We start from the raw sequence: 23310 nt of genomic DNA, 5'->3' as shown, positions 1-23310 counted from the left end.
TCAGAACTCAGAACCCAGAACCCAGCACTCTCGAAGGTCGGCCCCTGCTCGCCCCCTCGCACATCATCGAACCTGGTCTAACGCGGCTTCGAGGTCGTCGGTGATGGCGGGCGGCGAGAAAAGATTCCCGACCCCTTTGTTTTCCCGTTCCGTCCGATCTTCGGACGAGCCGATATCGTAGGGTCAAGATCGCCCGCTTCACGCCGCGCCTGAAAGATCGACCGTCCGAGGTGCGCATACTCTCGCATCGCAGCGGAGAAGATCGAGACCACCGTCTCGATAAACTGCTCGAAGCTCGTCTTTCCCTTCCCCTCCTTGTGATAGGCCCTGGCAAGTTTTGGAGAGGCGAAACACGTCAGCACCATCAGTATTGAGCCCAGCTCCTCATCCAATTCCTCTGGCGTATAGTCGTTCCAGATCTCCACAAGGTAATCATGCCCCATTGAAAACCCCTGCGCCCAGTGGCTCATCGACGCATCAGCAAGCAAATTGTCCAACGGCGCAGATCTGATCTCGCAGCCTGGCGGAAGACAGACACTCTCACCGGTTCGTTCCTGGCCGCAGTGGTTGTAGAGGGCCATCATGGCGTGGAGAACCTGCTCCGCCTCACCTCGGGTCTCGTACCGGGCTTCCTGGTCATTGAAGACCATCGGAATCCATTCTGACGGGGTGATCATCTCCGGCCCATTCGCCATCGCGAATAAGAACCCAGCCAGTTGCGGATAGTTCAATGTGTCCTTCGGGCGCTGCGGCGAGGACAGAAAGCGCTCCAAGAGCGCCGCATGGCTAGCCGTGAAAGGGGAAATCGTGTTCATCCTGCTCAAAACCTCTGTTCCGCATCGCGCAATCTATGACTTTTTTTACACGGATTCTGTTGGAGTCTCCCCGCCGAGATCATTCGCAATCAGCCGGAACTGTTCTAGCGCAGCTTCTAAATCGTCGACGATTTCTTGGGCGATGATGTCGGGATTGGGAAGATTGGCGCTGTCTTCGAGGCTATCGTCTTTGAGCCAGAAGATGTCGAGGCTGGCTTTGTCGCGGGCGATGAGCTCGTCGTAGTTGTAAGCGCGCCAGCGGCCGTCTGGCTTTTTGTCGGACCAGGTGGCTTTGCGGGTGTGGCGATTGCCTCCGGCCTGCTTGTCGGGCCGGTCGAGATTGCCGTTGTAGCATTTCACGAACTCGTCGAGGTCTTCACGCTTCAATGGATCAGTCTTGAGCGTGAAGTGTTGGTTGGTGCGCAGGTCGTAGATCCAGAGCTTCTTGGTCCAGGGCGTTTCGCTCGCTGGCTTCTTGTCGAAGAAAAGCACGTTGGCTTTCACACCCTGCGCATAGAAGAGGCCGGTTGGCAGACGCAGGAGCGTGTGCACATCGAACTCGTGCAGGAGCTTGCGGCGGACGGTTTCCCCCGCCCCGCCTTCGAAAAGCACATTGTCAGGGACCACGACGGCGGCGCGGCCATTTTGTTTCAGCAACGTTTTAACGTGCTGGACGAAATTAAGTTGTTTATTGGAAGTCGTCGCCCAGAAGTCGTCACGCTCGACGATGTCCCGCTCCTTGGAGACTTGTCCCTCTTCGCCGACGATGGTCGTGCTGCTCTTCTTCCCAAAGGGCGGATTGGTCATCACGATATCGAACCGATCCCCAGGGTCAGCGGCCAAGGAGTCGGATACGACGATGGGCAGGTCTTTGTCGCTCCCGATTCCGTGGAGCATTAGATTCATCGCGCAGAGCCTGGCCGTGCTTTGGACCAATTCCCATCCCTTGAACGTGCCTTGCTTCAGTTGTCGTTTTTCGTCCTTGGTGAGGTTGGGATTGTGCTTCACCAGGTAGTCGTGTGCGGCCAGAAAAAACCCGCCGGTCCCGCAGGCCGGGTCGCAGATGGTCTCGCTGGACTTTGGGGCAATGGCCTCCACCATCGCGACAATCAACGGCCGTGGGGTGAAGTATTGTCCCGCGCCGGATTTGGTGTCCTGCGCGTTCTTCTCCAGGAGGCCTTCGTAGGCATCCCCTTTCACATCGGCGCTCATCGTGGACCAGTCTTCCTTATCGATGAGATCCACAATCAGCCGCCGAAGCTTCACGGGGTCCTGGAATTTATTCTGGGCCTTCGTGAAGATCAGGCCGAGCATGCCCTTCCCTTTACCGAGTTCCTCCAGGAGATGGCGGTAGTGGTCGAATAGGTCGTCGCCGTCCTTCTTGAGGAGACTGGGCCAACTGTACTTATCGGGAATCTGACTGGGCTGGTTGTATGGGGGCTTTGTGTGCTCGTCGGCCATCTTAAGAAAGAGCAAATACGTCAACTGCTCGACGTAGTCGCCATAACTCATCCCGTCGTCGCGGAGGACGTTGCAGTAGTTCCAGAGTTTTTGAACGATTTGATTCGGCGCCATATTTTACTTTGCGGGGTAAATCTGGTTGATAATCTCTGAGGCGACTTCCAGTGTCGTCAAGACCTGGTTGTGGAGCATAGAGGTTCCGTGAGCATAGTGGTTACGAATCTCAGGCAGATAGCTTGCGAGAAAGTTTAGGTACTCCAGATTGCGGTCTGCGTCGGTCACCGTGGCCTCGGAATAATCGAGATCAATTTCCTTTAACCCTTTGGCATACATTTCATCGGTCTTTTCCGTCTGATAGCGCAGTAGCGCTCGCCGTTGGGCAGCCTCACGCCATCGCCGAAATCCCTCATGCTTCACATGACCATGATCAATGGCGTAGCGTAGCGCTCTTTTCAAATACAGCTTGCCGTCTCTATTGCGGTATTCGTTCGGCGCTTCATGCTCATAGCGTTCCCGAAGCGCGAGCTCTAGACATACCAACGCATGATGTTCGCAGACGGGATAGAAGCGATACACGAACCAAGCATACAGATAGAGATTCCTCGCGGTTTCAAACTGCATCATGATGTCTTCGGGAACCTTTGCGTGGAGAGTATGTTTGGATACCGCTTCATGCTGATTACGAAGATCCAAAGGAATAAAGTTTCCTGTCTCATGATCAGGTGTCACGAAGGATGTATTCCGAGGATCTGGTTCGCAGCCCTGTCCGAGTGGGCGCAAAAGCTCAGGGTGGAAATCTTTTGTAGTGCTCATACGGTTACCATCACTAGCTCCCATGCGTAAACCTCACGCCACGGCTAATTACAGTAGTGATCGGCCCGGCGGGGCAGTGCTATGCGCCCGTCATCCGAAATTTCGAGCAAAAGTAAATACCTCAACTGCTCGTCATAGCTGTCGCAGGTCATCCCGTCGTCGCGGAGGACGTTGCAGTAGCTCCAGAGTTTGGGGACGATGGGAGTTGCCATCTCTTTGACCATCTTATCAAGGCTTTGTTCTAGTCAATGCGATTCAACGTAAAGAGCTGCTTATCCTTTGCGGCACTCTTTTCGCAGGAGCGCATTTCTCTATGCGATTCCGCCATAATCAGTAAGACATCTTTCCCCTCGTCTGCAAACCCGAACCCAATGAGACCTGTTGGGGCATCAGTCGCCCCTTCCTTCTTTCGAGTGACTACGGCCTTTACGGCACGACCAACAACTGTTCCCTCATACCTTACTAAGTAACGAATCGTCTTTGCTGATGATAATGGGGGAGTTATAAGCAATAGCGCCAAAGAAGATGAGACCGATTGTTCGTAACTGCCTACCGCAAGGAAAGTACTGCCTTTTACGGTTATCGTTAATTCACAATCGGGTCCTTTCCATTTGCCTCCACATTCAGCGATCTGACTCGCAGTGATTGCGCGGCCATAGTGCTTGTAGAACTCGCTGACGGGAGTGATTGATTTGATGACGTCAGCTTCTTTCTTTTCTTCCCCCTCTGGGGTTTCTTTAATTCGCGTAATCGCGTATCCCACATTCTTGTGGTAGTTCTCTATCTTAGTAGCCCGATTGCAAATGTCCTCTGCCTCTTCCAGGAACCCAGCGCCAATTAGCTTCTGAGCAAGATTACTCATAGCCAAAGTTTCCCCAAGCTTTTCAGCTGTTCGGTAAGCCCTGACGGACTTACTTTCCAGATTAAAGTGAGCGAACTGAACTCCAAGATTATTCCACGTTGCCGCTTCCCTCTGTTGATATGGAATTTTCATGTAATGATAAAGAGAAAGTTCCGCCTGCCCTTCTTCAGAATACTTGAAGGCCAAAGAAAACCTCGCGTCTATGTCACCAGGGCATATATCGAGCAGCGTTTCTGTCAGGCCAAAAAAACAGTCTTTATCCTTTTCGGCTTCTGCTATATCACGCAAAGCCCTAATGAGCCGTTCTATCCCCTTCTCTATTTGTGGCGCAATTTCCTTCATTATTTCGAGTACACGTTTCGAGGCTGCCTTCTGGCCTGCTCGCGCGTAAGCTAGTGCTGCATCACCATATCGCGCTAGCTGTTGCTTTGGATTTCCTGCCTTCTTTGCCGCAGCTTCGAAAAGCTGCGCTGCTTTTTCTTGCTCTCCATACTTCTGGTAGCCCTTTGCTTGATACTCCTGGACATCTGAGTTCTCAGGGTGGACTCTTGCCATTTCATCTAAATTTGTCAGGTTACCGCCCTTACCGAATTCCAGACGATAATATTCCTGATGGGCCTCCCAGCTATCTCGATTCTGTGAGGATTGCCCTTCCTGTGTCGCCAGGTAAGCATGGCTAATCTCGTCTGCGCCGTCCTTGTTCTCCGTGGCGATCATGTGCTCCCATACAACCTCGAAGTCTTCCCTCTTCCAATCAGCCTTGGGTTTCCACCAATCCTCACTATTCTTTTCTTCGGTCTCAACTTTTTCGGCTGATGCCGCGCGTGTCCCTGAACCTTCAGCAGCTAAACTCTTGGCCTTAGGAATAAGAGACTGAATCATTTCTAAAATCTTGCCGAAGGACTTCTCAGGAGCCTGACGGTCAAAAGAGACGTACTCCTTATTCCCCTGTAGCCCTCCCGGCTGCCGTATCCCTGTCTCCACAAGGAGTATAAGGTCCATACCCTTTCCAACCGCTAGACCTATTTCTTGTATGATCCAATCAGAAGTTTTCCACAGAAAATCGCCCTCTCTGCCTTTTAAAATTGACTTGTTTAATTTCGCCCTGGAGAGATTGCCTAGAAGGATAGTTGCTTCCTTTTTTGTGCAGATCCCAATAAACAAATTCTTACCTTCCATCAACTTCAGCACTTTTTCAGCCAGCTCTTTTGCTTCAGCTGATTCAGCATGCTCCCAGGAGAAGCCGATGTTTAGCTCTTCAACCTGGTCAAAGTACTTGAGGAATGTGCGAACCACAGCTTCGTCATCTGCTGTGAAGCTGTGGCCAACGAAGGCCTTAAGAGTTGTCATAGTCAGGTCCTTGAGTGACGTTCCTTTTCTACCGCCCTATTACTCTCCAGTGTCATCTTTCCGAAAAATGCCACTCTCAGCACCGACTGCCGCAGGCGGTCGGAACGGGTGAGGTTGGCCTGGACGGCAGCTTCGAGTGCCTCGATAACGGAGAGACGGCGCTCGACTTCAGCAACGATTTCATTTTGCTCTTCAAATGGAGGAATCGGAATGGCGACTGCAGAAAGGATTTCAAGATTGATATTCTTCTGCGCTGTCGCTGGGGCAAATCTTGCGATTTCCTCTCTCTCGGTCCGAAAGAACAAATCGATAAACCGGACGGTCACAGGGACGCTATCGAAAACAAAACCCACTACGCTATCTGGAAAGCATGCCGAGTAAGTCAGAATACCTGTCTCCGCAATATTGGCCGCGATTGTAATACACAGGGTTCCTGCTGGCCACAGACGGCTTTGCGCTAAGCCTGACTCGTTATAAGTCTGACTGTGAGAACGAACAAACCCGCCAGAGCGTCTTACATCGCCGGTCTGAATAAAGGGATACGGACCTCCAAATAGTTTGAGATCGTTTCGGGGCCGGTGTTTAGATTTGCCGCGGTTCAGTTCACCTAGTTGTGGCATTGTTGCCCAACCCCACAGATCTGGAAGTTCAGGCAAATCGGATGTGTTCGGCGCGGTCGGCTCTTTGTATTTCCCTCTGCCATTCCACTTCTTGCGACGTTCGGCGAGGATGCGTTCGAGGAGTTTGCTGGCTGGTTCCACGTCCGGATGTTGCCTGCGCCAGTCTTCGGTGAGTTTGCCTTCGACGGCGGCTTTGAGGACGGCAGCTTTGTAGCGTTTGAGGTTGGCTTTGACGCGCTTGAGGTTGGCCACAGCTTCGTCGAGGCGAGAGAACTGCTTTTCGATCTCCGCGACGACGAGACGTTGTTGGTCAAGCTCTGGTACAAGGACCTCCGTCGCATTGTAGTCGTCTCGACTTAATCCCGGCACCGCTGTAGAGCGATCCTTCCTTACAAGTTGGAGATGATCGAGGAGGTACTTAAAAAAGCGGAGATCCTCTTCTTCGGAGGCCTCGGTAAAGTAAACCGTGTCAATTGGCCAACATGGTTCAGGAGAGTAATACGCCGCTCCTACATTTCCTTTGCGACCTATTATTAGACTCGGCCCGCTAGTTAACGCCCGATTGAAAGTGTCGATTCTTCCACTTGAACCATAGACTGGTGTATTGACTCGCACTGTTCCGTGCCTGTCATTGCGAGCCTTGCCATAATGAATAGGCAGTGCGTCCCCCAATGTTGTCCGTTTCCATCCCTGCGGGCCGCCTAGTTGCTCTCGGTCGCTCACGCGGCTAACGCTCCGTTCAGCTCTTCAATAAGTTTGTTCAATTCGCCACCAAAGACCTGGTGTACCTTCCCAAGCCCGCCTTCTTGCGCGAAGGGCGCATACTCGAAATCGTCTGGCTCAACCACAAGATTCGCGGCGACATGGTCGCGGATCATCTCCAGCCAGTGGCGCTGCTCGTCGGTGAACTTCCTTCTTTTCTCCTGCTCCCCTAACCAAGCCTTGAAGTTGGCATTGACCTTCTCGGGAAATGGCACCAGCTCGTTATCCTGGTGTGTGGCGAAGCGGACGAGGGAAACCAAGTCCGTCAGGATGCGCTTCCCGCTCGCGCCTTTGACCTTCGACTTCTCCAATGCGGCGTAGGCCTGCCAGAGTTGGGATTCATTCCAGAGATAGGGCGGTTTTTCGATGGCGGTGGCGAGATCCTTGATGTCTTCGAACTTGAGCCGCTGCTTGTAGGGCTTGCTGTAGAGAACTTGCAGGGCGGTAATCTCGTCTTTGTGCTGTGTGATGAATTGTTCGAACGACTGTACGATGGTGCGGGCGCGCGCTAACGCGTCGGCGCTGAAGCCTGCTTCGATGACTTGGTCCTGACTCACATGGTCGATGGTGAGTTCGTTCTTCTTTTTGATCTCGATCAGAAGTTCGCGGAATTTTGGATCGTGAAACGGCTTGGCCGCTTCTTGAATCAATGCGCTGGCCACCTGCTGAATCTGCTGCTCAGTCGGTTTACTTGTGCCAAATTGCTGCGTTGCCCGTTCTTCCTGCCGATCAGGATTGACCGCTTCCACGAGACTCCGGCTGAGGTCTTTGAGCGAGAGGCCGCCGCTGGCTTTGCTGATGGCCTGCTCATCTTCCTTCGTGATGCGGTGCTCCATGCGGGCGAGTCGTCCGGCGATGCTGGTGAGCACGTCTTCTTCCGTATTCCCCAATGCTACGGCTTGGAGCAGCTTTTCAAATGCGACGCTAGGCTTTTTCTCCATCGGCCTGGCGTCGGTCTTGTCTTGTTCGCAGACACCGACGGCATCGACAATGACAAAGTGATCCTTGGCTGTGGCGTCGGGCGTGACAGCTTTGAGATCGTCCGGCTTGATGACGCGGACGCCCCGGCCCTTCATCTGCTCGAAGAAGGTGCGGGATTTGACCGCGCGCATGAAGACGACGATCTCGACGGGCTTGATGTCGGAGCCGGTGGCGATCATGTCTACCGTGACGGCGATGCGGGGATGGTAGCTGTTGCGAAAGGCCTTGATGAGCTCCTTGGGAGTCACCCCGGTGGTGCGATAGGTGATCTTCTGGGCGAACTCGTTGCCCTTGCCGAACTCCTCGCGGAGGATTTCGACGATGTTCTCCGCGTGGGCGTCGTCCTTGGCGAAGATGAGGGTCTTGGGCACCTCGGTGCGGCCGGGAAATATCTCGGTGAAGAGTTTGTCCTTGAAGGCTTTGACGATGGTGCGGATCTGGTCCGGGGCGACCACGTCGCGGTCGAGCTGGTCGGGATCGTAGGCGAATTCGTCGTCAAGCCGCTCCCAACGTTTTGCGCGCGTTTCCCGATTCATCACCTGCACGCTGTATCCGGCATCGACCGTCGAGCCCGCCCGCGTGATGGCGGTGCGGATGCGGTACACGTCGTAGTTGACGTTGACGCCGTCGGCTACGGCCTGCTCGTGGTTGTATTCCATGACGAGGTTCTGATTGAAGAAGCCGAAGGTCTGCTTGTTGGGCGTGGCGGTGAGGCCGATGAGGTGAGCATCGAAGTATTCCAGCACCTGCGCCCAGAGGTTGTAGATGGACCGGTGGCATTCGTCGGTGACGATGATGTCGAAGGTTTCAATCGGAATGGCCGGATTGTAGTCAATGGGCTCTGGCTGTTTGAAGAGCCGTTCGAGGCCGGAGACGGAGGCTTCTTCGTCCTCGTCCGACAGCTCCCGCCCCTTCAGCATCGAATACATGCGCTGGATGGTGCTGATGCAGACGCGCGCGGTGGTATCGAGGGTATTGCCCGCCAGCCGCTGGACAATGAACTCTTCGGTGAACTTGAAGTTGTTGTAGGGCGAGACGTACTGCTGGAATTCCTTGAGCGTCTGGTCGCCGAGGTTGCCGCGATCGACGAGGAAGAGCACGCGGCGCGCGCCGCCGAACTTGATGAGTCGGTAGATGAAGTTAATAGCGGTGAAGGTCTTGCCGCTGCCGGTGGCCATTTGGATCAAGGCGCGAGGACGATCCTGAGCCAGCGACTTTTCGAGATTATTGATGGCGGTGATTTGCGCGGGCCAGAGGCCGGCGGTGCTCAAGGGTGGCAGGGTTCTCAGACGAGCGCGGAAGGTGGTCGCCGTTTCAGCAGCTAGGGATGCGCCGTGAAGATCCTTTGGGGCTTCGCCTGGCTGCGGAATCAAAGCGGCCAGCGTCTCGGGTCGGTGGAAGCTGAACACCGGGCGGCTGCGAGGTTGAGGATCGAGGCCGTTCGTGAATCGCGTTTCCACGCCGGTGCTCTGATACAGAAATGGCAATGGTCTGATATGGGCAGGCAAGTCCGCGGGGAGACCCTTGCTGTACTTCTCGGCCTGAACTTCCACGCCAATGAGTGTCACGCCTTCTTTCTTGGCTTCGATGATGCCGGCTGCCTTACCGTCCACATAGAGGAGATAATCCGCGAAGCCGTGCCCGCTCACGAGGGGAAAATTTCTGAGGACCACGCCCCTCCCGGCATGAAGATTGGCGCTCTTATAGTCCTGGACTCTCCATCCAGCCTGTTCAAGTGCCTGGTCGATGTGTTCACGCGCTTGATCTTCGGGAGTCGGCATGGAGCGCAGAATACCCCTTTCCCTGCAATAAATCACGCTTCTCCGTAGGGACACCTTTGGCTTTCGCGGACGTGACCGGAGGAGCGAGGCGCTGGGCTGGTCTATCTGGTTGGTCTGGTCTTTTCCGTTTCTGTGGCTTAATAAGGTCGCGCTTTTCGGCGTCGTGTTGACGTGCCATACGCGTTGTTTCCTACTGCATGGCCCGGTTTATTCGGTGATGACCTGATCGAGTTACTACCCTCATTACTACCCTTTCTCACGAGTTACTACCCTTACTCCCCAGATAACGCCACCGCGCCGCTGGACCTTTACCCTGACAGGTCGCGTCGCCTGCCGCTTTCAAATCTGAGAGCAAGGAACGAATCCATTCGCGGCCCACACCGGGACAGGCCTGCTCGATGTCGGTGAGACGGAACTCGCCGGATTGCTGGCGGATCGCCGCCAGTACCAACCCGGCCTTTGCCCCACGCGGGGCTTTGACCTCACCGGCGCGCCGTTCGAATTCGCCATAGGCGCGGCGGGCGATTGCGAGAAAATAATTGAGCCAAGGCAGGAACTCATGCTTGCCCTCGTGCCAGCGTTGGGAACTTTGCTGGAGAACGTGGTAGTAGTCATCCTTCCCTTCTTCGATGAGCCGCTCCAGGCTGATGTACCGGCCTACTTCATAGCCGTGCTGATAGAGCGCTAGCAGCGTAACCTGCTTGCCCTTGGCTTCGGCAAGGTCGTTGAGCAGCCAATTCGTGCCCATCGGCACAGCGAAGTCACGAAGGCGATGATTGCGAAAGGTCATCATGGTCAGCGTTTGTATCCGGTAAAACTGACAGCCAGCACGGCAACATCGTTCGGCTGATGCTTTTCAGGACAGGTTGTTCGGCTCGCCATGGGAAGATTTCTTGCCGCACCTTTGCCCTAAGCGTCGGAAGCAGCTTTTCGTAGGCTATGCTTCGAAGGGCTTCGTCAGCTGGAAGCCATCGTTGCTCTGGAATGAGCGGCACATACGGCGAGGTTGGAAAATGAGGATCAGGCAACATGATGGATTCAGCTCATATGTTCGCGTCGAATAACCGCCGCAGAATACCCCTTTCCTCGTAATAAATCACGCCTCTCCGTAGGGATGCCTTTAGGGCTCGCGGACGTGACCGGAGGAGCGAAAAATTCGCCGGGTTGAGCTGGGAAGGAAAGCTGGAACTGACTAAGGCGCAGGGTCGCCAGACCCTGGCTGCGGGAATTCCAGAAGGCTTCCGCCCAGCGACGCCCGAGCGGATCGCGACGGAAGGTCTGGAAGCGAAGCTCGAAGGCATCCCTGCCCCTCCCCTTTGGGACGTGAAACGTGAAAGGTGAAACGGGGTGAAGGGGGTCTTTCTGGTTTGTCTGATTCATTTGGTCTGTCTGGTGGCCGGACCGAAAACCTCACCAGAAGAACTAGATAGACCAGACAGGCAAGCCCGTGCGCGAGCACAGAAGATTATCATCCCCCATCCCATCCCATCCCATCTCCTTGCCTCCTGCTGCGAGCCGTAGACCTGGCTTGCCATTCATAGCACTTAGTGCTATACAGTGAATCGTGGGGCTATCGTATGGCGGTATATAAAACACGATGGTTCGATCGCTGGGCGCGCAAAGAAGGACTGACCACGGCCAGTCTCTGTGCCGCCGTGCGCGAGATGGCGGCAGGGCTGTATGATGCAGATCTCGGTGGCGGGCTGCTGAAGAAACGGATTGCGCGATCTGGACAGGGAAAGCGGGGCGGCTTTCGTACGTTGGTCGCCACCAACAAAGGAACCCGCTGGGTGTTCGTGTACGGTTTCCCAAAGAACGAGCGCAGCAACATCGACAAGGATGAAGAAGAGGCGTTGAAGAAACTGTCCGCTCACCTACTGGCATTGACGGTATCGGCACTCGGCCAGGCACAAGACGCCGGGGAATTGATGGAGGTAGATTGCGATGCGAAAAACTAAATCAGCCATTCTTGACGCCGTTCACGGCACGGCCAAGGGATTGCACAAGGCCGGTGTGATGGATCAGGTCACGCTACGAGAATTCGACCACCTCTGCCTACCCCCCATCGCTCCGCTGGCGCCAGCGCAAATCAAGCAGATCCGTGAAGCCTCGCGGGTCAGCCAGGCGGTCTTTGCCGCGCTGCTGAACACGAGCCTGTCGACGGTGCAGAAATGGGAGATCGGCCAGAAACGGCCTACGGGCACCGCCCTCAAGTTGCTCCACCTGGTACAGGAGCGCGGCCTGAAAGCCGTCGCCTGACACCTGACGGTTTCTCTGGTCTATCTGGTTGGGAACGCGAGAGGGGCGAGAAGGGCGAGAATGGCTGGACGGGACGTGGGACGTAAAAGGTGAAAGGTGAAACGAGGGAGGGAGAGGGTCACTATCTGGTTGATCGGACTGGAAGCCCCACCGGGCGAACCAGAGAGACGAGATAGACCGGAAAGACCAGATAGACGAGATAGACCAGAAAGACCAGAAAGACAAGGCCCGGGATGATTCCCCTAGGCGGCGCGAGGGCCTGTTTTCTTCTCTCCGCCCTTAATGGCGTTGGCAAGGTCGGTGGAACTGGCCCCCAAGAGCAAAAGGGAGCTGACCAAGAGGTCCATTGACACTGACGGATCGCCGGCCTCCATTTTCGCTACTCGGGATTGGCTGGATTGGAGTCGCTCAGCCAGCTGAACTTGCGACAGGCCCTCTTTATTCCGTCGGTCCCGGAGACTCCGGCTGAGCGCCAGCTTCATTTCGATGAGGGCCGCATCCGCTTCCGACAAGCCGAGAAACTCCTTCACAGACCCGACAACCCAGCCGGCCGCTTCCAGCTTTGCGCGTTTCGTTTTCTTCATCATGTTACTCCTCCGGTGCCATGAGTCGTTCATAATCTCGGAGCCGCCGCTTGCAGGTCTTAATGACCGATTGAGGTGTCTGTTCCGTCTTCTTCTTTAATACATCGAGAATGACAACCGCATCAGTATCCGCCCGGTATATGATGCGAAACGTGCAGGATTCATCGTTGATTCTCAACTCATGGCATCGTGCCCAATGACCGGCATGGGCCGTGAGTGAGGCAGTCCAAGCGATTCGCCCTGCTGCAATAATCTGAGCGCATATCCCGCTTCGAGGCGCGCAGCCTGAGAGAACGGCGGTGTCTTGACCTCGCCACGAAGCCAGACGAGTGGTTTATCCATCCTATCCACCGTCACGAGACAATCCTCCGACCTACGCAAGCATATGTCATATCCGACATATCGTCAAGTCCCTCACGTGTAGCGTGCAGTGAGACGCATGCGGATGACTGGCAGGCGGGGAACACGGGATGATAGTTGGCCGAACCGGAAACCCCACCGGGCGAACCAGACAGACCAGACGAACCAGGTCTCAGGGGATTTGCTGCTCTGCGTGGTAGGAGCTGCGGACGAGCGGGCCTGATTCGACGTGGGTGAAGCCGAGGGCCATCCCCTCCTCTTTCAAGACCGCAAACTCGCCGGGATCGTAGTAGCGGGCCACCGGCAGGTGTTCCCTCGTCGGCTGGAGATATTGGCCGATGGTCATGATGTCGCAGCCGACGGCGCGGAGGTCGCGCATGACGTCGCGGGCCTCATCCATCGTTTCGCCCATTCCCAGAATCAGACCTGACTTGGTCGTCATCCCGAGCTGCTTGGCCAGGGCCAGGACTTCAAGGGATCGTTGATACTTCCCCTGGGGCCTGAGGGAGGGAAACAATCGTTTAACGGTTTCGATGTTGTGATTGAGGATTTCCGGCTTCTGAGCACAGACCGTCGCGAGGGCTGCTTCATTGCCTTCGAAGTCTGGAATCAACACTTCAATCGTGCAGTCAGGGCTGAGTTGTCTGGTTCGCCGGATCGTGTCGGCAAAGGTGGCGGCGCCGCCGTCCTCCAGTTCATCCCGGTTCACCGATGTGATCACGGCATGTCTCAGACCCAGGGCCTGGACCGCTTCTGCGACTCGTTTCGGCTCTCCATGATCGATCGCTTGAGGCCTGCCTGTTTCGACCGAGCAATAGTGGCAGCGTCTGGTGCAGATGTCGCCCAGGATCAGGAATGTGGCGGTGCGGGCGTTCCAACATTCCCATCGGTTCGGGCAGCGCGCTTCCTCGCAGATGGTATGGAGCTGGAGCCGGTCCATCGTTTGTTTGATATCGAGATAGTCCGGGCCTGTTTTTGCGTCGACTTTGAACCAGGCAGGGAGACGTTGCGAAGAGCGTATAGCTGATGGCGTATGGCTGATGGCCGGAGACGGATGCTTAGGAGAAGATCGGAGCTGGTCGAGTGGGATGAAGCTCATGGTCGAGGACTATTCCTTGGTCCTGCCGGGGCGGAACCAGCTCAAGACTGTTGTCATGAACCCTGGCGGTTCTGGTTCCGCTGCCGGGTCTGGATACTCGACCCACAGTTCTTGCGATCCCAGATAGATGCCGCTGCGAAAGCTGACCTGGGTGCGAATCTGCCGATAGCCATCTGCCTGCAAGGTGTCGACGAGTCTGCGCAGGGCCTCGTCCTGTGTGGCGTGCGGCTCGGTCTCGATCAGGATGGTTTCATACCGGAGGATGGCTCGATAGCCCTCCCCCGCTTGGACGAACGAGACGGGCCGGCTGAAGCCCCGTTCTCTGGTATCGAGTCCGGCCAGTTGATGTTTGTCGAGGTCGGGCTGATCCATACGTTTAGCAGGCTGCGGAAAAACTCGGTGTAGGTGAAAGAAACGGCCAACATGCTCCGAGTGGCACCGTGGACTGAACAGCCACAGGATGCTCAAAAAGTCCGGCCAGCAAGGCCGCAGCGAGCGAAGAGGCGAGGCGTACGGGTTGGTACGTTGAGCCTCTTCGTGAAGCGAGAACGCCGCTGGCGGACTTTTTCAGCATCCTGTTAGTCCATGGCGCGGAAGACCGCGACGAGATCGCTTAAGGCAATGGTCTTATTCTTGAGGATGGCCCGCTCCGCTTGAATGGCTTCGCGCGTAGTGGCATCGGTCGCGCCGCCTTTCAGGCAGGAGGCGCCCAAGGCCAGGATGCGGTCGCATTCCTGGGAGAGTTTGTTCTTCACGACCGGATTGACCGATAGGATCTCCATGAGCTGGCGTCTGGTCTCGGTCAGATGGCCTTGTAACTCGGAGTCCGGGTAGCTCTTCCGTGCGGCCTCGTCGAAGCAGCGGTCGAGGTATTGAGCCAGAAACACATAGAGGCGCACCAGGGCTGCTGTGACGTCGAGCTGTTCTTTGCTGGAGGTAGCCATGATGAGTGGGCCCCCTTTCATTGCAACGGAATTAGAGGAGGACTTTTACGTCAGCGCCGTCAACCTTCACTTCGTAGACTTCGACTTTCGCCATGGGGTTGGCCACGCAGACGCCGGTGGTGACATCGAATTTCCAGCCGTGCCAGGGACAGGTCACGACGGAGCCTTCGACATCCCCCTCGCCGAGCGGACCGCCCCGATGGATGCAGGTGTTGTCGATAGCGTGAAAGGTGCCGTTGACATTGAAGACCGCGAGGGTCTTGCCGTTCACTTCTGCGACGATTCCATGGCCCGGCTGGACCTCGGCTGCGCCTGTCACCCGTACGAACTCTCCCATCGCCTGCCCGTCCTTTCCGCTGTCGTTATGTTTTCGTAAAGGGTTTTTTGAGTTTGCTCAGGAGGCTTTCGATTGGCGGCACGCCCGCTGCCGCGCCAGTGACTTCCGCGACAATTTTCTGCGCGATCTCCCGGAAGGCTGCCGATTGCGGAGAGGCCGGGTCTGCCACGACGATCGGATTGCCCGAGTCGCCGCCATCGCGAATGGCCGGATCGATCGGGATGCGGCCGAGAAACGGAATGCCGAGGGTCGCGGCGGCTCGCTCCCCTCCCCCATGCGAGAAGATCTCCGTCCTCTCGCCGCAATGGCCGCAGAGGAAGTAACTCATGTTCTCCACGATGCCGAGGAGCGGCACGTTGACCTTCTGGAACATCATCATGCCTTTGCGGACATCGTGTAGGGCCACTTCTTGAGGGGTCGTGACGGTGACCGCGCCGGTGAGCGGGACCAACTGGGTGAGGGTGAGCTGCGCGTCGCCTGTGCCGGGAGGCAGGTCGATGAGGAGGTAATCCAGCTCGCCCCAGAGCACGTCGCGAAAGAGTTGCTGAATAGCGGTGTGGACCATCGGGCCGCGCCAGACGATCGCCGTGTCTTCCGGGACGAAAAAACCCATGGAGATGAGTTTGACGCCGTGACTTTCGGCTGGCACGATTTTGCCGTCTTTTTGTTCCGGTGGCTTCGTCACTCCCATCATCATGGGAATGTTGGGGCCGTAGATATCCGCGTCGAGCAGTCCGACCTTGGCGCCGGTTAACGCGAGGGCCACGGCCAGATTGACGGAGACGGTGGATTTACCGACTCCGCCCTTTCCGCTGCTGACGGCGATCACATATTTGACGCCGGGGATGAGATTGTCTTTACCGTGACCGGTTTGGGGTCCGGCTGGTTGTTCGTCTGCCATGGAGTCTGTCTCCTCTACTTGCGCCATCGAATGGACTGGCTCTCGGGCCAGCGATTCCATCATAAGCGAAGGAGAGGGCGAAAGAAAATAGGCCTATTGCGCTATCGTGGATAGCGCAATAGGGGTATGGATAGCGGGGGATGAACGAGTCAGCGTAGGACTGCTTCGTGAACCTATTTTACCCGACGGTGGGGTCGTTACGCCGCAGATTATGGGCCAACCCGAGCAGCCAGAGGGTATAGATGATCCACTTGGAGGGATCGAAGTTGTACCACTTCGGTCCGTTGCGGAAGTCGCGCGCGTAGGTGTGGTGGAAGTTATGATAGCCCTCGCCGAAGCTGACGAAGGAGACGAGCCAGCTATCGCGGCTGCTGTCCTGGGTGCCATGCGGCTGGGTGCCGATCATGTGGCAGAGCGAATTGATCGTGAAGGTGGAGTTCAGCACCATGAACATCCGGAAGAGCCCGCCTAGGAGGAAGGCTGCGATGCCGCCATGCCAGCCACCGTGCCAGACACCCAGCGCAAAGGGCAGCACCAACCCCGTGACCACGATCGGCCAATAGTAGCGATGTTGCCACATCACGATCGGGTCGCGGCGCAGACGGATCTCGTACTTCTCCGTGCGATGGGGGGTGTTGTAAAAGAGCCAGCCGCAGTGGCTGTGCCAGAATCCTTTGCTGGCATTGTAGGGATCTTCTTCTTGATCGGTCTTGGCGTGATGGCGGATATGGTCGCCGCCCCACTTGAGAGCGGAATTCTGCAGGGCCCAGCCTCCGGCGATGAGGATGCAGCGCTTGACCCAATCAGGGCATTCAAAGCTCTGATGGGAGACCAACCGGTGGTAGCCGACGGTGATACCCATGCCCGTGACGATGTACATGACAAAGGACAGGATCCAGTCGAAGCGGCTGAATCCGTAGTAATAGCCATAGAGCGGGATGCCGACTACGGTGGCTGCGACGATGGCGCAAAACAGCGCAAAATTTAAGGGCACGAACACATCTTCAGTCGGGGGGGCTTCAGTAGTTGTATTGAGCATGACTTCTCCTTGGGGAGCGGATCTCTTGCGTCATCGGATTATCCGATGGGGAAGACAAAACACGTGTATCAGCATACCGAAGAAACGCGAATGTTTCAACCGAACGGGCTCAGTGTATACTGACCACGTCCCTTCATCTCATGGACATGGGGTGCCGATGTCGTCCTGTTCTTCTCCCCTTGAGCCGGTTGTTCGCCGTATCGGCGAACAGCTCGCTCGTCTCTCCGCCGATCAAACTCCCACGATTTTCACGCGCCATTGGTGGTCGCACCAGGCCCTGAATCTGGCCATGCAGGACCCTGTTTTCAAGACACAGCTGTTCCGATTTATCGATGTCCTGCCTTCGATCACGGAGGACGAGCACGTTGTCGCGCTGGCTCGCGAGTATCTGGGCGATGGGAACGTACAACTGTTCGGCGCGCAATGGGGCCTCAAGGCTCTCGCAGCGACCAGCTTGGGCGCTCGGCTCAGCGGCAAGGCGATCAGAAGCCAGGTCGAGCAGATGGCCCGTACCTTCATTGCCGGAGCGACCGTCGAGGAGGCAATGCCTCGGCTGGCTGACCTTTGGCAGCAGCGGCGAGCCTGGTCGGTGGATTTATTGGGCGAGGCCACCATCAGTGATCGTGAGGCGGATCGGTACCGTGATCGTTGTGTGGCCGCTCTGACGTTCCTGGCACGAGAGGCAGCTTCGTGGCCATCGGTTCCTTTACTGGAGCGGGACCATCTCGGTCCGATACCACGAGCTCAGCTCTCGCTCAAAATCTCCGCCCTCGCTCCTCATCTCGACCCGATTGATCCGGAAGGGAGCTACCGTGCTGTGGCGACGAGGCTTCGCCCCCTCCTCGATTTGGCCATGAGCCTCCCTGCTTCGTTGATTTTCGATATGGAGCAGGCCGAGACGAAAACGTTGCTGGTTGAGATCTTCACCAGGCTCTTCTCTGAGCCTCCCTACAAGACCTATCCCTATGCGGGACTTGCTTTGCAGGCCTACCATCGGGAGACGGCACAAGATATCGAGGGGCTTCTGGCTTGGGTCCGGCAGCGTGGGGTGCCCATCACGATTCGATTGGTGAAAGGCGCCTACTGGGATTCGGACACGATTCGGTATCGGCAACGGGGCTGGCCTGTTCCCCTTTTTGAACAGAAGACAGAGACCGATGCCAACTACGAGTCGCTCACGCGTCTCGTACTGTCTCAGTCCTCCCTGATTCGCCCGGCCTTCGGGACGCACAATCTCAGGACGCTGGCCTACATCGAAGCCGTGGCTGAATCGCTGGGGCTCCCTCCTGAGACTTGGGAATATCAAATGATCTTCGGCATGGCTGAGCCCTTTCAACAGGCAGTGACCAAGCAGGGGCGCCGGCTGCGGCTCTATACCCCGGTGGGAGATCTGTTGCCTGGCATGGCTTATCTCGTGAGGCGGTTGCTGGAAAACACCTCGAATGAATCGTTCCTCAGGAAGGAATCTGTGGAGTCGCAGCCGTTAGCCCAGCTGTTGGCTCCCCCTGTTCGCGAGGGACTGAGTCGCGCACTGTCTCCCCTCTCTCAGCCAGCCGGAGGGAGGGAATTCAGGAATGAACCGCAGCGTGATTTTGCGCAGGCGCACAATCGAGTGGCGATGCAGCAGGCTGTGGCGACGGTGCGGTCGCAACTGGGTAAGCAATGGCCGTCGTCGTTGGGAGGACTGAGTCTGACCGGTCCTGTGATCGAGTCCTGCAACCCGGCATGTCCGGATGAAGTTGTGGGCAGGTTGGTCAGCGCAAGCTCAGATGATGTCGAACAGGCGGTGCGCTTGGCTGGCGAGGCCTGGGAATCCTGGCGTGAGACTCCCTCTGCACGGCGGGTGGAGATCCTGCGGGCGGCCGCTGCGATCATGAGGAGGAGACGGGATGAGTTGGCAGCTTGGGAAATTCTGGAATGTGGGAAGCCCTGGCGGGAGGCGGATGCGGACCTTGCAGAAGCGATCGACTTTCTGGAATTTTATGCGGAAGATTGGCTCAGGCTTTCTCCCCCAAGACGATTAGGCCATGTACCAGGCGAACTGAACCAGTCTGTCTATCGACCTCGCGGCGTGACAGCCGTCATCGCCCCCTGGAACTTTCCTCTGGCCATTCCCACTGGCATGGTGGCAGCGGCTCTTGTCACAGGGAATACAGTGCTCTTTAAACCATCCGAACGTTCGCCCATGATGGGCCACTGGCTCACGGAGATCTTGCGAGAGGCCGGTCTGCCGGATGGAGTTCTTTGTTGTCTGCCTGGCGGGCCAGATATCGGGCGCGCCTTGGTGCGCCATCCAGAGATTGCGACCATTGCCTTTACCGGTTCGAAGGACGTGGGGCTCGGTATCCTGCAAGACGCTGGCACTCTGATGCCGGGTCATCGGCTGGTCAAGCGGGTGCTGGCGGAAATGGGAGGAAAGAATGCGATCATCGTGGATGAGACGGCGGATCTCGATGACGCGATCGCTGGAGTGATTGCATCGTTCACCGGTTATGCGGGACAGAAATGTTCCGCCTGCTCCAGGGCGATCGTCCATGCAGCGATCTACGAGCCGTTTCTGGAACGTCTTAAAGAGGCGGTCTTGAGTCTGAAGGTCGGCAATCCGGACGAGCCAGGCACGCAGGTTGGGCCGGTGATTGACCAGCGAGCGCAGTCGAAGATTCAGGAGTACATCGAGATTGGAAAGAAGGAAGCCCGTCTGTTGGTGGCAGGAACCGCGACGGGGCCTGGGTGGTATGTCGGGCCGACCGTCTTTGCAGATGTGGCCCCGACCGACCGGATTGCCCAGGAGGAAATCTTCGGGCCGATTCTGTCGGTGATGAAGGCCGCGTCGTTTGAGGAGGCGCTGACCCTGGCCAATTCGACTGCCTATGCGCTGACCGGCGGAGTCTATTCACGCAGCCCGGTGAATCTGGAACTGGCGAGGCAGCGGTTCGATGTGGGGAATCTGTATCTGAACCGTCCGATCACCGGCGCGTTAGTCGGCCGTCAGCCCTTTGGTGGCCATCGGCTGTCCGGAGTCGGAGCGAAGGCGGGAGGCGACGAGTACCTGATGCAATTCGTGGCGGCCCACGTTATCAGCGAGCAGACCCTCCGCCGGGGATTCGCCCCGCCCGAGTGAGGCCTTCGGCGGCTTGATCTCGTAGGCCTCCAGCTCTTCGGTGATATCCGTGACCAGGCCCCGGTCTTCCGGCGGCGTGAGTTCCTGCCGTTCGACATACTTGACCAACCCCACGCCCTTCACGAACCAGGCGGTCATGACATCGGTGCCACGGGCAATCCTGTCCGTGCCGGAGAGGTGAATCTGCATAAACATGCGCGCCTCGACCTTCACGGCCTCGGGAAAGGTGCCGGCCGGTACGGTCACCGACTCCTGCCCCACTACCGCGGAGTCGCCCTGCACATCGACCTTTTCATTTTCGCCGTCGCGATCCATGTCGGTGCCGAAGTCCAACCCCTTGCGGTTGAATTGCACGAACGAGGTCGAGACCTTCATGGGGAACCGCACGATCTGATAGGGCACGAGCTGTCGTTCCAAGGGCGTGCCAGGCTCAGAGCCATGATAGATGATGCCGACGCTGTCGCGGCGGTAGAAACTGTCAGAGGGGCCATGGTTGCCGGGATTGGTATCGTGGAATACGGTGACGGTCATGCCCTTGAGGGTTTTCGTGCCGGTGACGGTGGAGACGTTGGAAAAGAACTTATGTTCGATCGTTTGGAGCGGGCCCTCTGTGATCTGGCCCCGGTAGTGCCATTCGTTGCCGATCTGATCGGGGAAATAGTCGGAGGACTGGGCAATGATGCCGGTCTCTTCTGCTGCGAGAGGCCCTGACCAGACGGCGCATGCGGCGAGCAGGATGGTGCTCACGATGAGGGTCGTTCGAGATACAAGTGTATACAGCGGCATGTGCGAGGTTCTCCACCGGTTGAGCAATGGTGGACCGTACCATAGGAATCCTGAAAGCGGCAAGAAGATCGGCGTTCGTCCCTGTTGTGCCTGCAGGCTTGCCTTCACTCCAGAACCGACCCATAATCCACCGACTGTGTCTCTCTGGTTTGTCTGGTTTTTTGGTTGAACGAAACTAACCAGATGAACCGAACCAACTAGATGAACCAGATCAACCAGAGAAACCAGATGAACCAGATGAACCAAAGACAGGCGGTGCTGGTGACCGGCGCGTCCGGAGGGATCGGTCGTGCGATCAGTCTGGCCTTTGCGGAAGCAGGCTGGTCTGTGGGGGTCCATTACCATCGCCATAAAACATCGGCTGAAGAGACCCTCAGCCAAGTGGTGGCAGCCGGTGGAGCCGGATCGCTCTATGCCGCCGACATTCGCCAGTCCCATGCGGTGCAACAGATGGTGGACGTCTCCTGCCGCCATGTGCCTGTGCCCTCTGTGTTCATCTGCAATGCGGGCATCGGAGGGAGCCAGCTCCTTCTTCGACAAGATGAAACAGCCTGGGCCGAGATCTTGGCCACGAACCTGACAGGAACCTTTTATTGCCTTCGCGCCATGGCTCCTCCCCTCCTTGCCAACGGAGGCGGGTCGATCGTCGTGATTGGATCGCATGCCGGCTTTCATGGCTCGACGGGACAGGCCGCCTATGCTGCGTCAAAAGCCGGTCTCATCGGGCTAGTGCAGACGGCGGCTCAGGAATGGGGCGTGGGCAATGTCCGTGTGAATCTGCTCCTGCCTGGCTGGCAGAAAACTGGATTATCGGAAGGGACCATGCCGGAAGACGATCAATGGCACGATCATGCGCTGGGCCGGCCTCCGTCGCGAGAAGAAGTGGCCAAGACTGTCTTGTATCTGGCGCAACTCAAGGACGTGTCGGGGCAGGTTTGGAATTGCGATAGCCGGAATTTCTGAGAAGAGCGTATAGCTAATAGCTTATGGCGGAGGATGGATTGGGAAGGATATGAAGGATCTCTATTCAGAAACTATGTGCCATATGCTATTCGCCATAGGCTCTTTTTTATGAAACACGGGGTCTTTATCACTGCGACCGATACGGGCGTCGGGAAAACGCTCGTGGCTGCTGCATTGGTGGCGCATCTGAGGCAACGAGGGATCGACGTTGGCGTGATGAAGCCGGTTGAGACTGGGGTTGCAGGATCGACCAAGGCCCAGTCTGATGGAGTACGGTTGCGACGAGCGGCGGGAAGTGATGATCCGATGGCCGAAGTCTGTCCCTATGTCTTTCGATTGCCGATGGCGCCTCTCTCTGCCGCGCGGGAAGAAGGACAGACGATACGGGTGGCGACCATCCTGCAAGCCTTCCGTGCTCTACGTCGGAAGCACGATCTGCTGGTCGTGGAAGGAGCCGGCGGGGTGCATGTGCCGATCACGGAAACCGTCGATGGGCTGGACCTCATGGAGCGTATGGGGCTCCCCGTTATTGTGGTGGGACAGTCAGGCCTGGGCGGAGTCAATCATGCGCTTTTGACGCTTGCCGCGCTCCGTCAGCGGAAGATTCCTGTTGTTGCGTTGGTCTTGAATCGATTGCGGCCGGTCCGTACGGCGATCGCTCGCGCGCAGGAGCAATCGACGGTGACTCTGTTGCGACGCTTGGCGAAGGTTCCCGTGGTGGGGCCCCTCCCCTACAGTGCCGCCGTGACGAAGAATTGGCATGACGGCATGATGCAACTGGCCTGGGTGGTCGAGGTTATGACGCTGGCGAAGCTGGTGTCGGCATACGGGAAAGAAAGGCCCTGACCGCTTCTCGAATATCCGCGGCTTTCACGATGGCCGATATGACCGCGACGCCATCGGCTCCCGCTTCCATGACGTCCCCGACCTGTCCGATTTGAATGCCACCGATCGCAAAGACCGGTAGCGACGTTAGTGTGCGTATCGCCCGTAATCCCTCCAGCCCCACGACCGGGTCGTGATCAAGTTTTGAGCCTGGTGTAAAGATCGGTCCAAAGCCAAGGTAGTCCGGTTTTCCGGCGCTGGCTGCCCGCACCTGATCGGGATTGTGGGTGGAGATGCCGATCAACTTGTCCGGCCCCATGACCTTGCGGGCCAGATCGAGCGGCAAGTCTCCCTGCCCCAAATGCACACCATCCGCATCCACAGCCAGGGCCAAGTCGCAGCGATCGTTCACGATGAAGAGCACGCCGGCCTTCGCCGCTGCTTGTCGAAGCGCCAAGGCTTCTTGATAGGCCTCCTTCATCGAGGCAGTCTTGTTGCGATATTGAAAGAGCGTGGCGCCGGCCTCAGCTGAGGCTGTCAGCACGTCGATCAAGGCACGCTCAGGACAAATAGAGGGATCTAGAATGATGTAGAGGCGATTCAGGCTGGAGCTGGTTCTTGAGGCCATACTGAGGATTGTAACCGGA

Annotated in this window: 20 protein-coding genes and 1 pseudogene; 5 read left to right on the top strand and 16 right to left on the bottom strand. The window is 57.0% G+C overall.

All coding sequences use genetic code 11. The features are described from left to right. Positions 1 to 77: 77 nt before the first annotated feature. The 7 genes from NT179_01470 to NT179_01440 form a co-directional block, all read right to left on the bottom strand. On the bottom strand, positions 78 to 815 hold the full coding sequence (locus tag NT179_01470) for a UPF0149 family protein (protein MCX5720685.1): 738 nt from the start codon (positions 813 to 815) through the stop codon (positions 78 to 80). Positions 816 to 860: 45 nt separating this feature from the next. Further along, positions 861 to 2390: a class I SAM-dependent DNA methyltransferase gene (locus NT179_01465; protein MCX5720684.1), complete on the bottom strand. Its 1530-nt coding sequence runs from the start codon at positions 2388 to 2390 to the stop codon at positions 861 to 863. Positions 2391 to 2393: 3 nt separating this feature from the next. Next, positions 2394 to 3089, bottom strand: a complete 696-nt coding sequence (locus NT179_01460; protein MCX5720683.1) for a hypothetical protein — start codon at positions 3087 to 3089, stop codon at positions 2394 to 2396. 241 nt (positions 3090 to 3330) lie between these two features. Beyond that, a complete protein-coding gene (locus NT179_01455) occupies positions 3331 to 5301 on the bottom strand; it encodes a hypothetical protein (protein MCX5720682.1) in 1971 nt (656 codons plus the stop codon). Between the two features lie 2 nt (positions 5302 to 5303). Further along, positions 5304 to 6644, bottom strand: coding sequence for a restriction endonuclease subunit S (locus NT179_01450; protein ID MCX5720681.1), 1341 nt, complete (start codon positions 6642 to 6644; stop codon positions 5304 to 5306). Then, positions 6641 to 9445: a DEAD/DEAH box helicase family protein gene (locus NT179_01445; GenBank protein MCX5720680.1), complete on the bottom strand. Its 2805-nt coding sequence runs from the start codon at positions 9443 to 9445 to the stop codon at positions 6641 to 6643. The genes NT179_01450 and NT179_01445 overlap by 4 nt, the downstream gene beginning before the upstream one ends. A gap of 256 nt (positions 9446 to 9701) precedes the next feature. After that, positions 9702 to 10238, bottom strand: coding sequence for a hypothetical protein (locus NT179_01440; GenBank protein MCX5720679.1), 537 nt, complete (start codon positions 10236 to 10238; stop codon positions 9702 to 9704). 784 nt (positions 10239 to 11022) lie between these two features. On the opposite strand from NT179_01440, the gene NT179_01435 reads away from it, so the two are divergent. Together NT179_01435 and NT179_01430 are read left to right on the top strand one after the other, a co-directional pair. Next, positions 11023 to 11403 carry a type II toxin-antitoxin system RelE/ParE family toxin gene (locus tag NT179_01435; protein MCX5720678.1) on the top strand — a complete coding sequence of 127 codons (381 nt, stop codon included), beginning with the start codon at positions 11023 to 11025 and terminating at the stop codon, positions 11401 to 11403. After that, positions 11390 to 11704 (top strand): DNA-binding transcriptional regulator, encoded by a 315-nt coding sequence (locus tag NT179_01430; protein MCX5720677.1) that lies wholly within the window; start codon positions 11390 to 11392, stop codon positions 11702 to 11704. The genes NT179_01435 and NT179_01430 overlap by 14 nt, the downstream gene beginning before the upstream one ends. A 242-nt stretch (positions 11705 to 11946) precedes the next feature. On the opposite strand, the gene NT179_01425 is transcribed toward NT179_01430, so the two are convergent. The 8 genes and pseudogenes from NT179_01425 to NT179_01390 form a co-directional block, all read right to left on the bottom strand. Next, entirely contained in the window at positions 11947 to 12288 is a 342-nt protein-coding gene (locus NT179_01425) for a helix-turn-helix transcriptional regulator (protein ID MCX5720676.1), read from the bottom strand. A gap of 4 nt (positions 12289 to 12292) precedes the next feature. Continuing rightward, positions 12293 to 12630: pseudogene (locus NT179_01420) on the bottom strand (type II toxin-antitoxin system RelE/ParE family toxin). Between the two features lie 190 nt (positions 12631 to 12820). Continuing rightward, positions 12821 to 13747, bottom strand: coding sequence for a lipoyl synthase (lipA, locus tag NT179_01415; GenBank protein MCX5720675.1), 927 nt, complete (start codon positions 13745 to 13747; stop codon positions 12821 to 12823). A 9-nt stretch (positions 13748 to 13756) separates the two neighbouring features. Beyond that, positions 13757 to 14119 (bottom strand): hypothetical protein, encoded by a 363-nt coding sequence (locus tag NT179_01410; protein MCX5720674.1) that lies wholly within the window; start codon positions 14117 to 14119, stop codon positions 13757 to 13759. A gap of 206 nt (positions 14120 to 14325) precedes the next feature. Then, a complete protein-coding gene (locus NT179_01405; GenBank protein ID MCX5720673.1) occupies positions 14326 to 14691 on the bottom strand; it encodes a hypothetical protein in 366 nt (121 codons plus the stop codon). 31 nt (positions 14692 to 14722) lie between these two features. Further along, a complete protein-coding gene (locus tag NT179_01400) occupies positions 14723 to 15028 on the bottom strand; it encodes a Rieske 2Fe-2S domain-containing protein (protein ID MCX5720672.1) in 306 nt (101 codons plus the stop codon). Between the two features lie 25 nt (positions 15029 to 15053). Further along, a complete protein-coding gene (locus NT179_01395; GenBank protein MCX5720671.1) occupies positions 15054 to 15929 on the bottom strand; it encodes an Mrp/NBP35 family ATP-binding protein in 876 nt (291 codons plus the stop codon). A gap of 178 nt (positions 15930 to 16107) precedes the next feature. Then, positions 16108 to 16968 carry an acyl-CoA desaturase gene (locus NT179_01390; protein MCX5720670.1) on the bottom strand — a complete coding sequence of 287 codons (861 nt, stop codon included), beginning with the start codon at positions 16966 to 16968 and terminating at the stop codon, positions 16108 to 16110. A 157-nt stretch (positions 16969 to 17125) separates the two neighbouring features. On the opposite strand from NT179_01390, the gene NT179_01385 reads away from it, so the two are divergent. From NT179_01385 to bioD, 3 genes are all read left to right on the top strand, one after another. Then, positions 17126 to 20089, top strand: a complete 2964-nt coding sequence (locus NT179_01385) for a proline dehydrogenase family protein (protein ID MCX5720669.1) — start codon at positions 17126 to 17128, stop codon at positions 20087 to 20089. 1023 nt (positions 20090 to 21112) lie between these two features. Beyond that, on the top strand, positions 21113 to 21838 hold the full coding sequence (locus tag NT179_01380) for an SDR family NAD(P)-dependent oxidoreductase (GenBank protein MCX5720668.1): 726 nt from the start codon (positions 21113 to 21115) through the stop codon (positions 21836 to 21838). Positions 21839 to 21946: 108 nt separating this feature from the next. After that, entirely contained in the window at positions 21947 to 22684 is a 738-nt protein-coding gene (gene bioD, locus NT179_01375; GenBank protein MCX5720667.1) for a dethiobiotin synthase, read from the top strand. On the opposite strand, the gene thiE is transcribed toward bioD, so the two are convergent. Beyond that, complete coding sequence (gene thiE / locus NT179_01370; protein MCX5720666.1) at positions 22635 to 23291, bottom strand: thiamine phosphate synthase; 657 nt, start codon at positions 23289 to 23291, stop codon at positions 22635 to 22637. The genes bioD and thiE overlap by 50 nt on opposite strands. Between the last annotated feature and the right edge of the window lie 19 nt (positions 23292 to 23310).

It is taken from the genome of Nitrospirota bacterium, from assembly GCA_026387665.1.
Taxonomy (GTDB): domain Bacteria; phylum Nitrospirota; class Nitrospiria; order Nitrospirales; family Nitrospiraceae; genus Palsa-1315.
The sequence above is the reverse complement of the archived record's forward strand: the minus strand, read 5'-3'. Positions and strand labels throughout refer to the sequence as shown.

What these genes read in the sequence shown, in the direction of transcription:
- NT179_01470 (MCX5720685.1), bottom strand. Translation starts at nt 815, where the DNA reads ATGAACACGATTTCCCCTTTCACGGCTAGCCATGCGGCGCTCTTGGAG.
- NT179_01465 (MCX5720684.1), bottom strand. Translation starts at nt 2,390, where the DNA reads ATGGCGCCGAATCAAATCGTTCAAAAACTCTGGAACTACTGCAACGTC.
- NT179_01460 (MCX5720683.1), bottom strand. Translation starts at nt 3,089, where the DNA reads ATGAGCACTACAAAAGATTTCCACCCTGAGCTTTTGCGCCCACTCGGA.
- NT179_01455 (MCX5720682.1), bottom strand. Translation starts at nt 5,301, where the DNA reads ATGACAACTCTTAAGGCCTTCGTTGGCCACAGCTTCACAGCAGATGAC.
- NT179_01445 (MCX5720680.1), bottom strand. Translation starts at nt 9,445, where the DNA reads ATGCCGACTCCCGAAGATCAAGCGCGTGAACACATCGACCAGGCACTT.
- NT179_01440 (MCX5720679.1), bottom strand. Translation starts at nt 10,238, where the DNA reads ATGATGACCTTTCGCAATCATCGCCTTCGTGACTTCGCTGTGCCGATG.
- NT179_01435 (MCX5720678.1), top strand. Translation starts at nt 11,023, where the DNA reads ATGGCGGTATATAAAACACGATGGTTCGATCGCTGGGCGCGCAAAGAA.
- NT179_01430 (MCX5720677.1), top strand. Translation starts at nt 11,390, where the DNA reads ATGCGAAAAACTAAATCAGCCATTCTTGACGCCGTTCACGGCACGGCC.
- NT179_01425 (MCX5720676.1), bottom strand. Translation starts at nt 12,288, where the DNA reads ATGAAGAAAACGAAACGCGCAAAGCTGGAAGCGGCCGGCTGGGTTGTC.
- lipA (MCX5720675.1), bottom strand. Translation starts at nt 13,747, where the DNA reads ATGAGCTTCATCCCACTCGACCAGCTCCGATCTTCTCCTAAGCATCCG.
- NT179_01410 (MCX5720674.1), bottom strand. Translation starts at nt 14,119, where the DNA reads ATGGATCAGCCCGACCTCGACAAACATCAACTGGCCGGACTCGATACC.
- NT179_01405 (MCX5720673.1), bottom strand. Translation starts at nt 14,691, where the DNA reads ATGGCTACCTCCAGCAAAGAACAGCTCGACGTCACAGCAGCCCTGGTG.
- NT179_01400 (MCX5720672.1), bottom strand. Translation starts at nt 15,028, where the DNA reads ATGGGAGAGTTCGTACGGGTGACAGGCGCAGCCGAGGTCCAGCCGGGC.
- NT179_01395 (MCX5720671.1), bottom strand. Translation starts at nt 15,929, where the DNA reads ATGGCAGACGAACAACCAGCCGGACCCCAAACCGGTCACGGTAAAGAC.
- NT179_01390 (MCX5720670.1), bottom strand. Translation starts at nt 16,968, where the DNA reads ATGCTCAATACAACTACTGAAGCCCCCCCGACTGAAGATGTGTTCGTG.
- NT179_01385 (MCX5720669.1), top strand. Translation starts at nt 17,126, where the DNA reads ATGTCGTCCTGTTCTTCTCCCCTTGAGCCGGTTGTTCGCCGTATCGGC.
- NT179_01380 (MCX5720668.1), top strand. Translation starts at nt 21,113, where the DNA reads ATGAACCAAAGACAGGCGGTGCTGGTGACCGGCGCGTCCGGAGGGATC.
- bioD (MCX5720667.1), top strand. Translation starts at nt 21,947, where the DNA reads ATGAAACACGGGGTCTTTATCACTGCGACCGATACGGGCGTCGGGAAA.
- thiE (MCX5720666.1), bottom strand. Translation starts at nt 23,291, where the DNA reads ATGGCCTCAAGAACCAGCTCCAGCCTGAATCGCCTCTACATCATTCTA.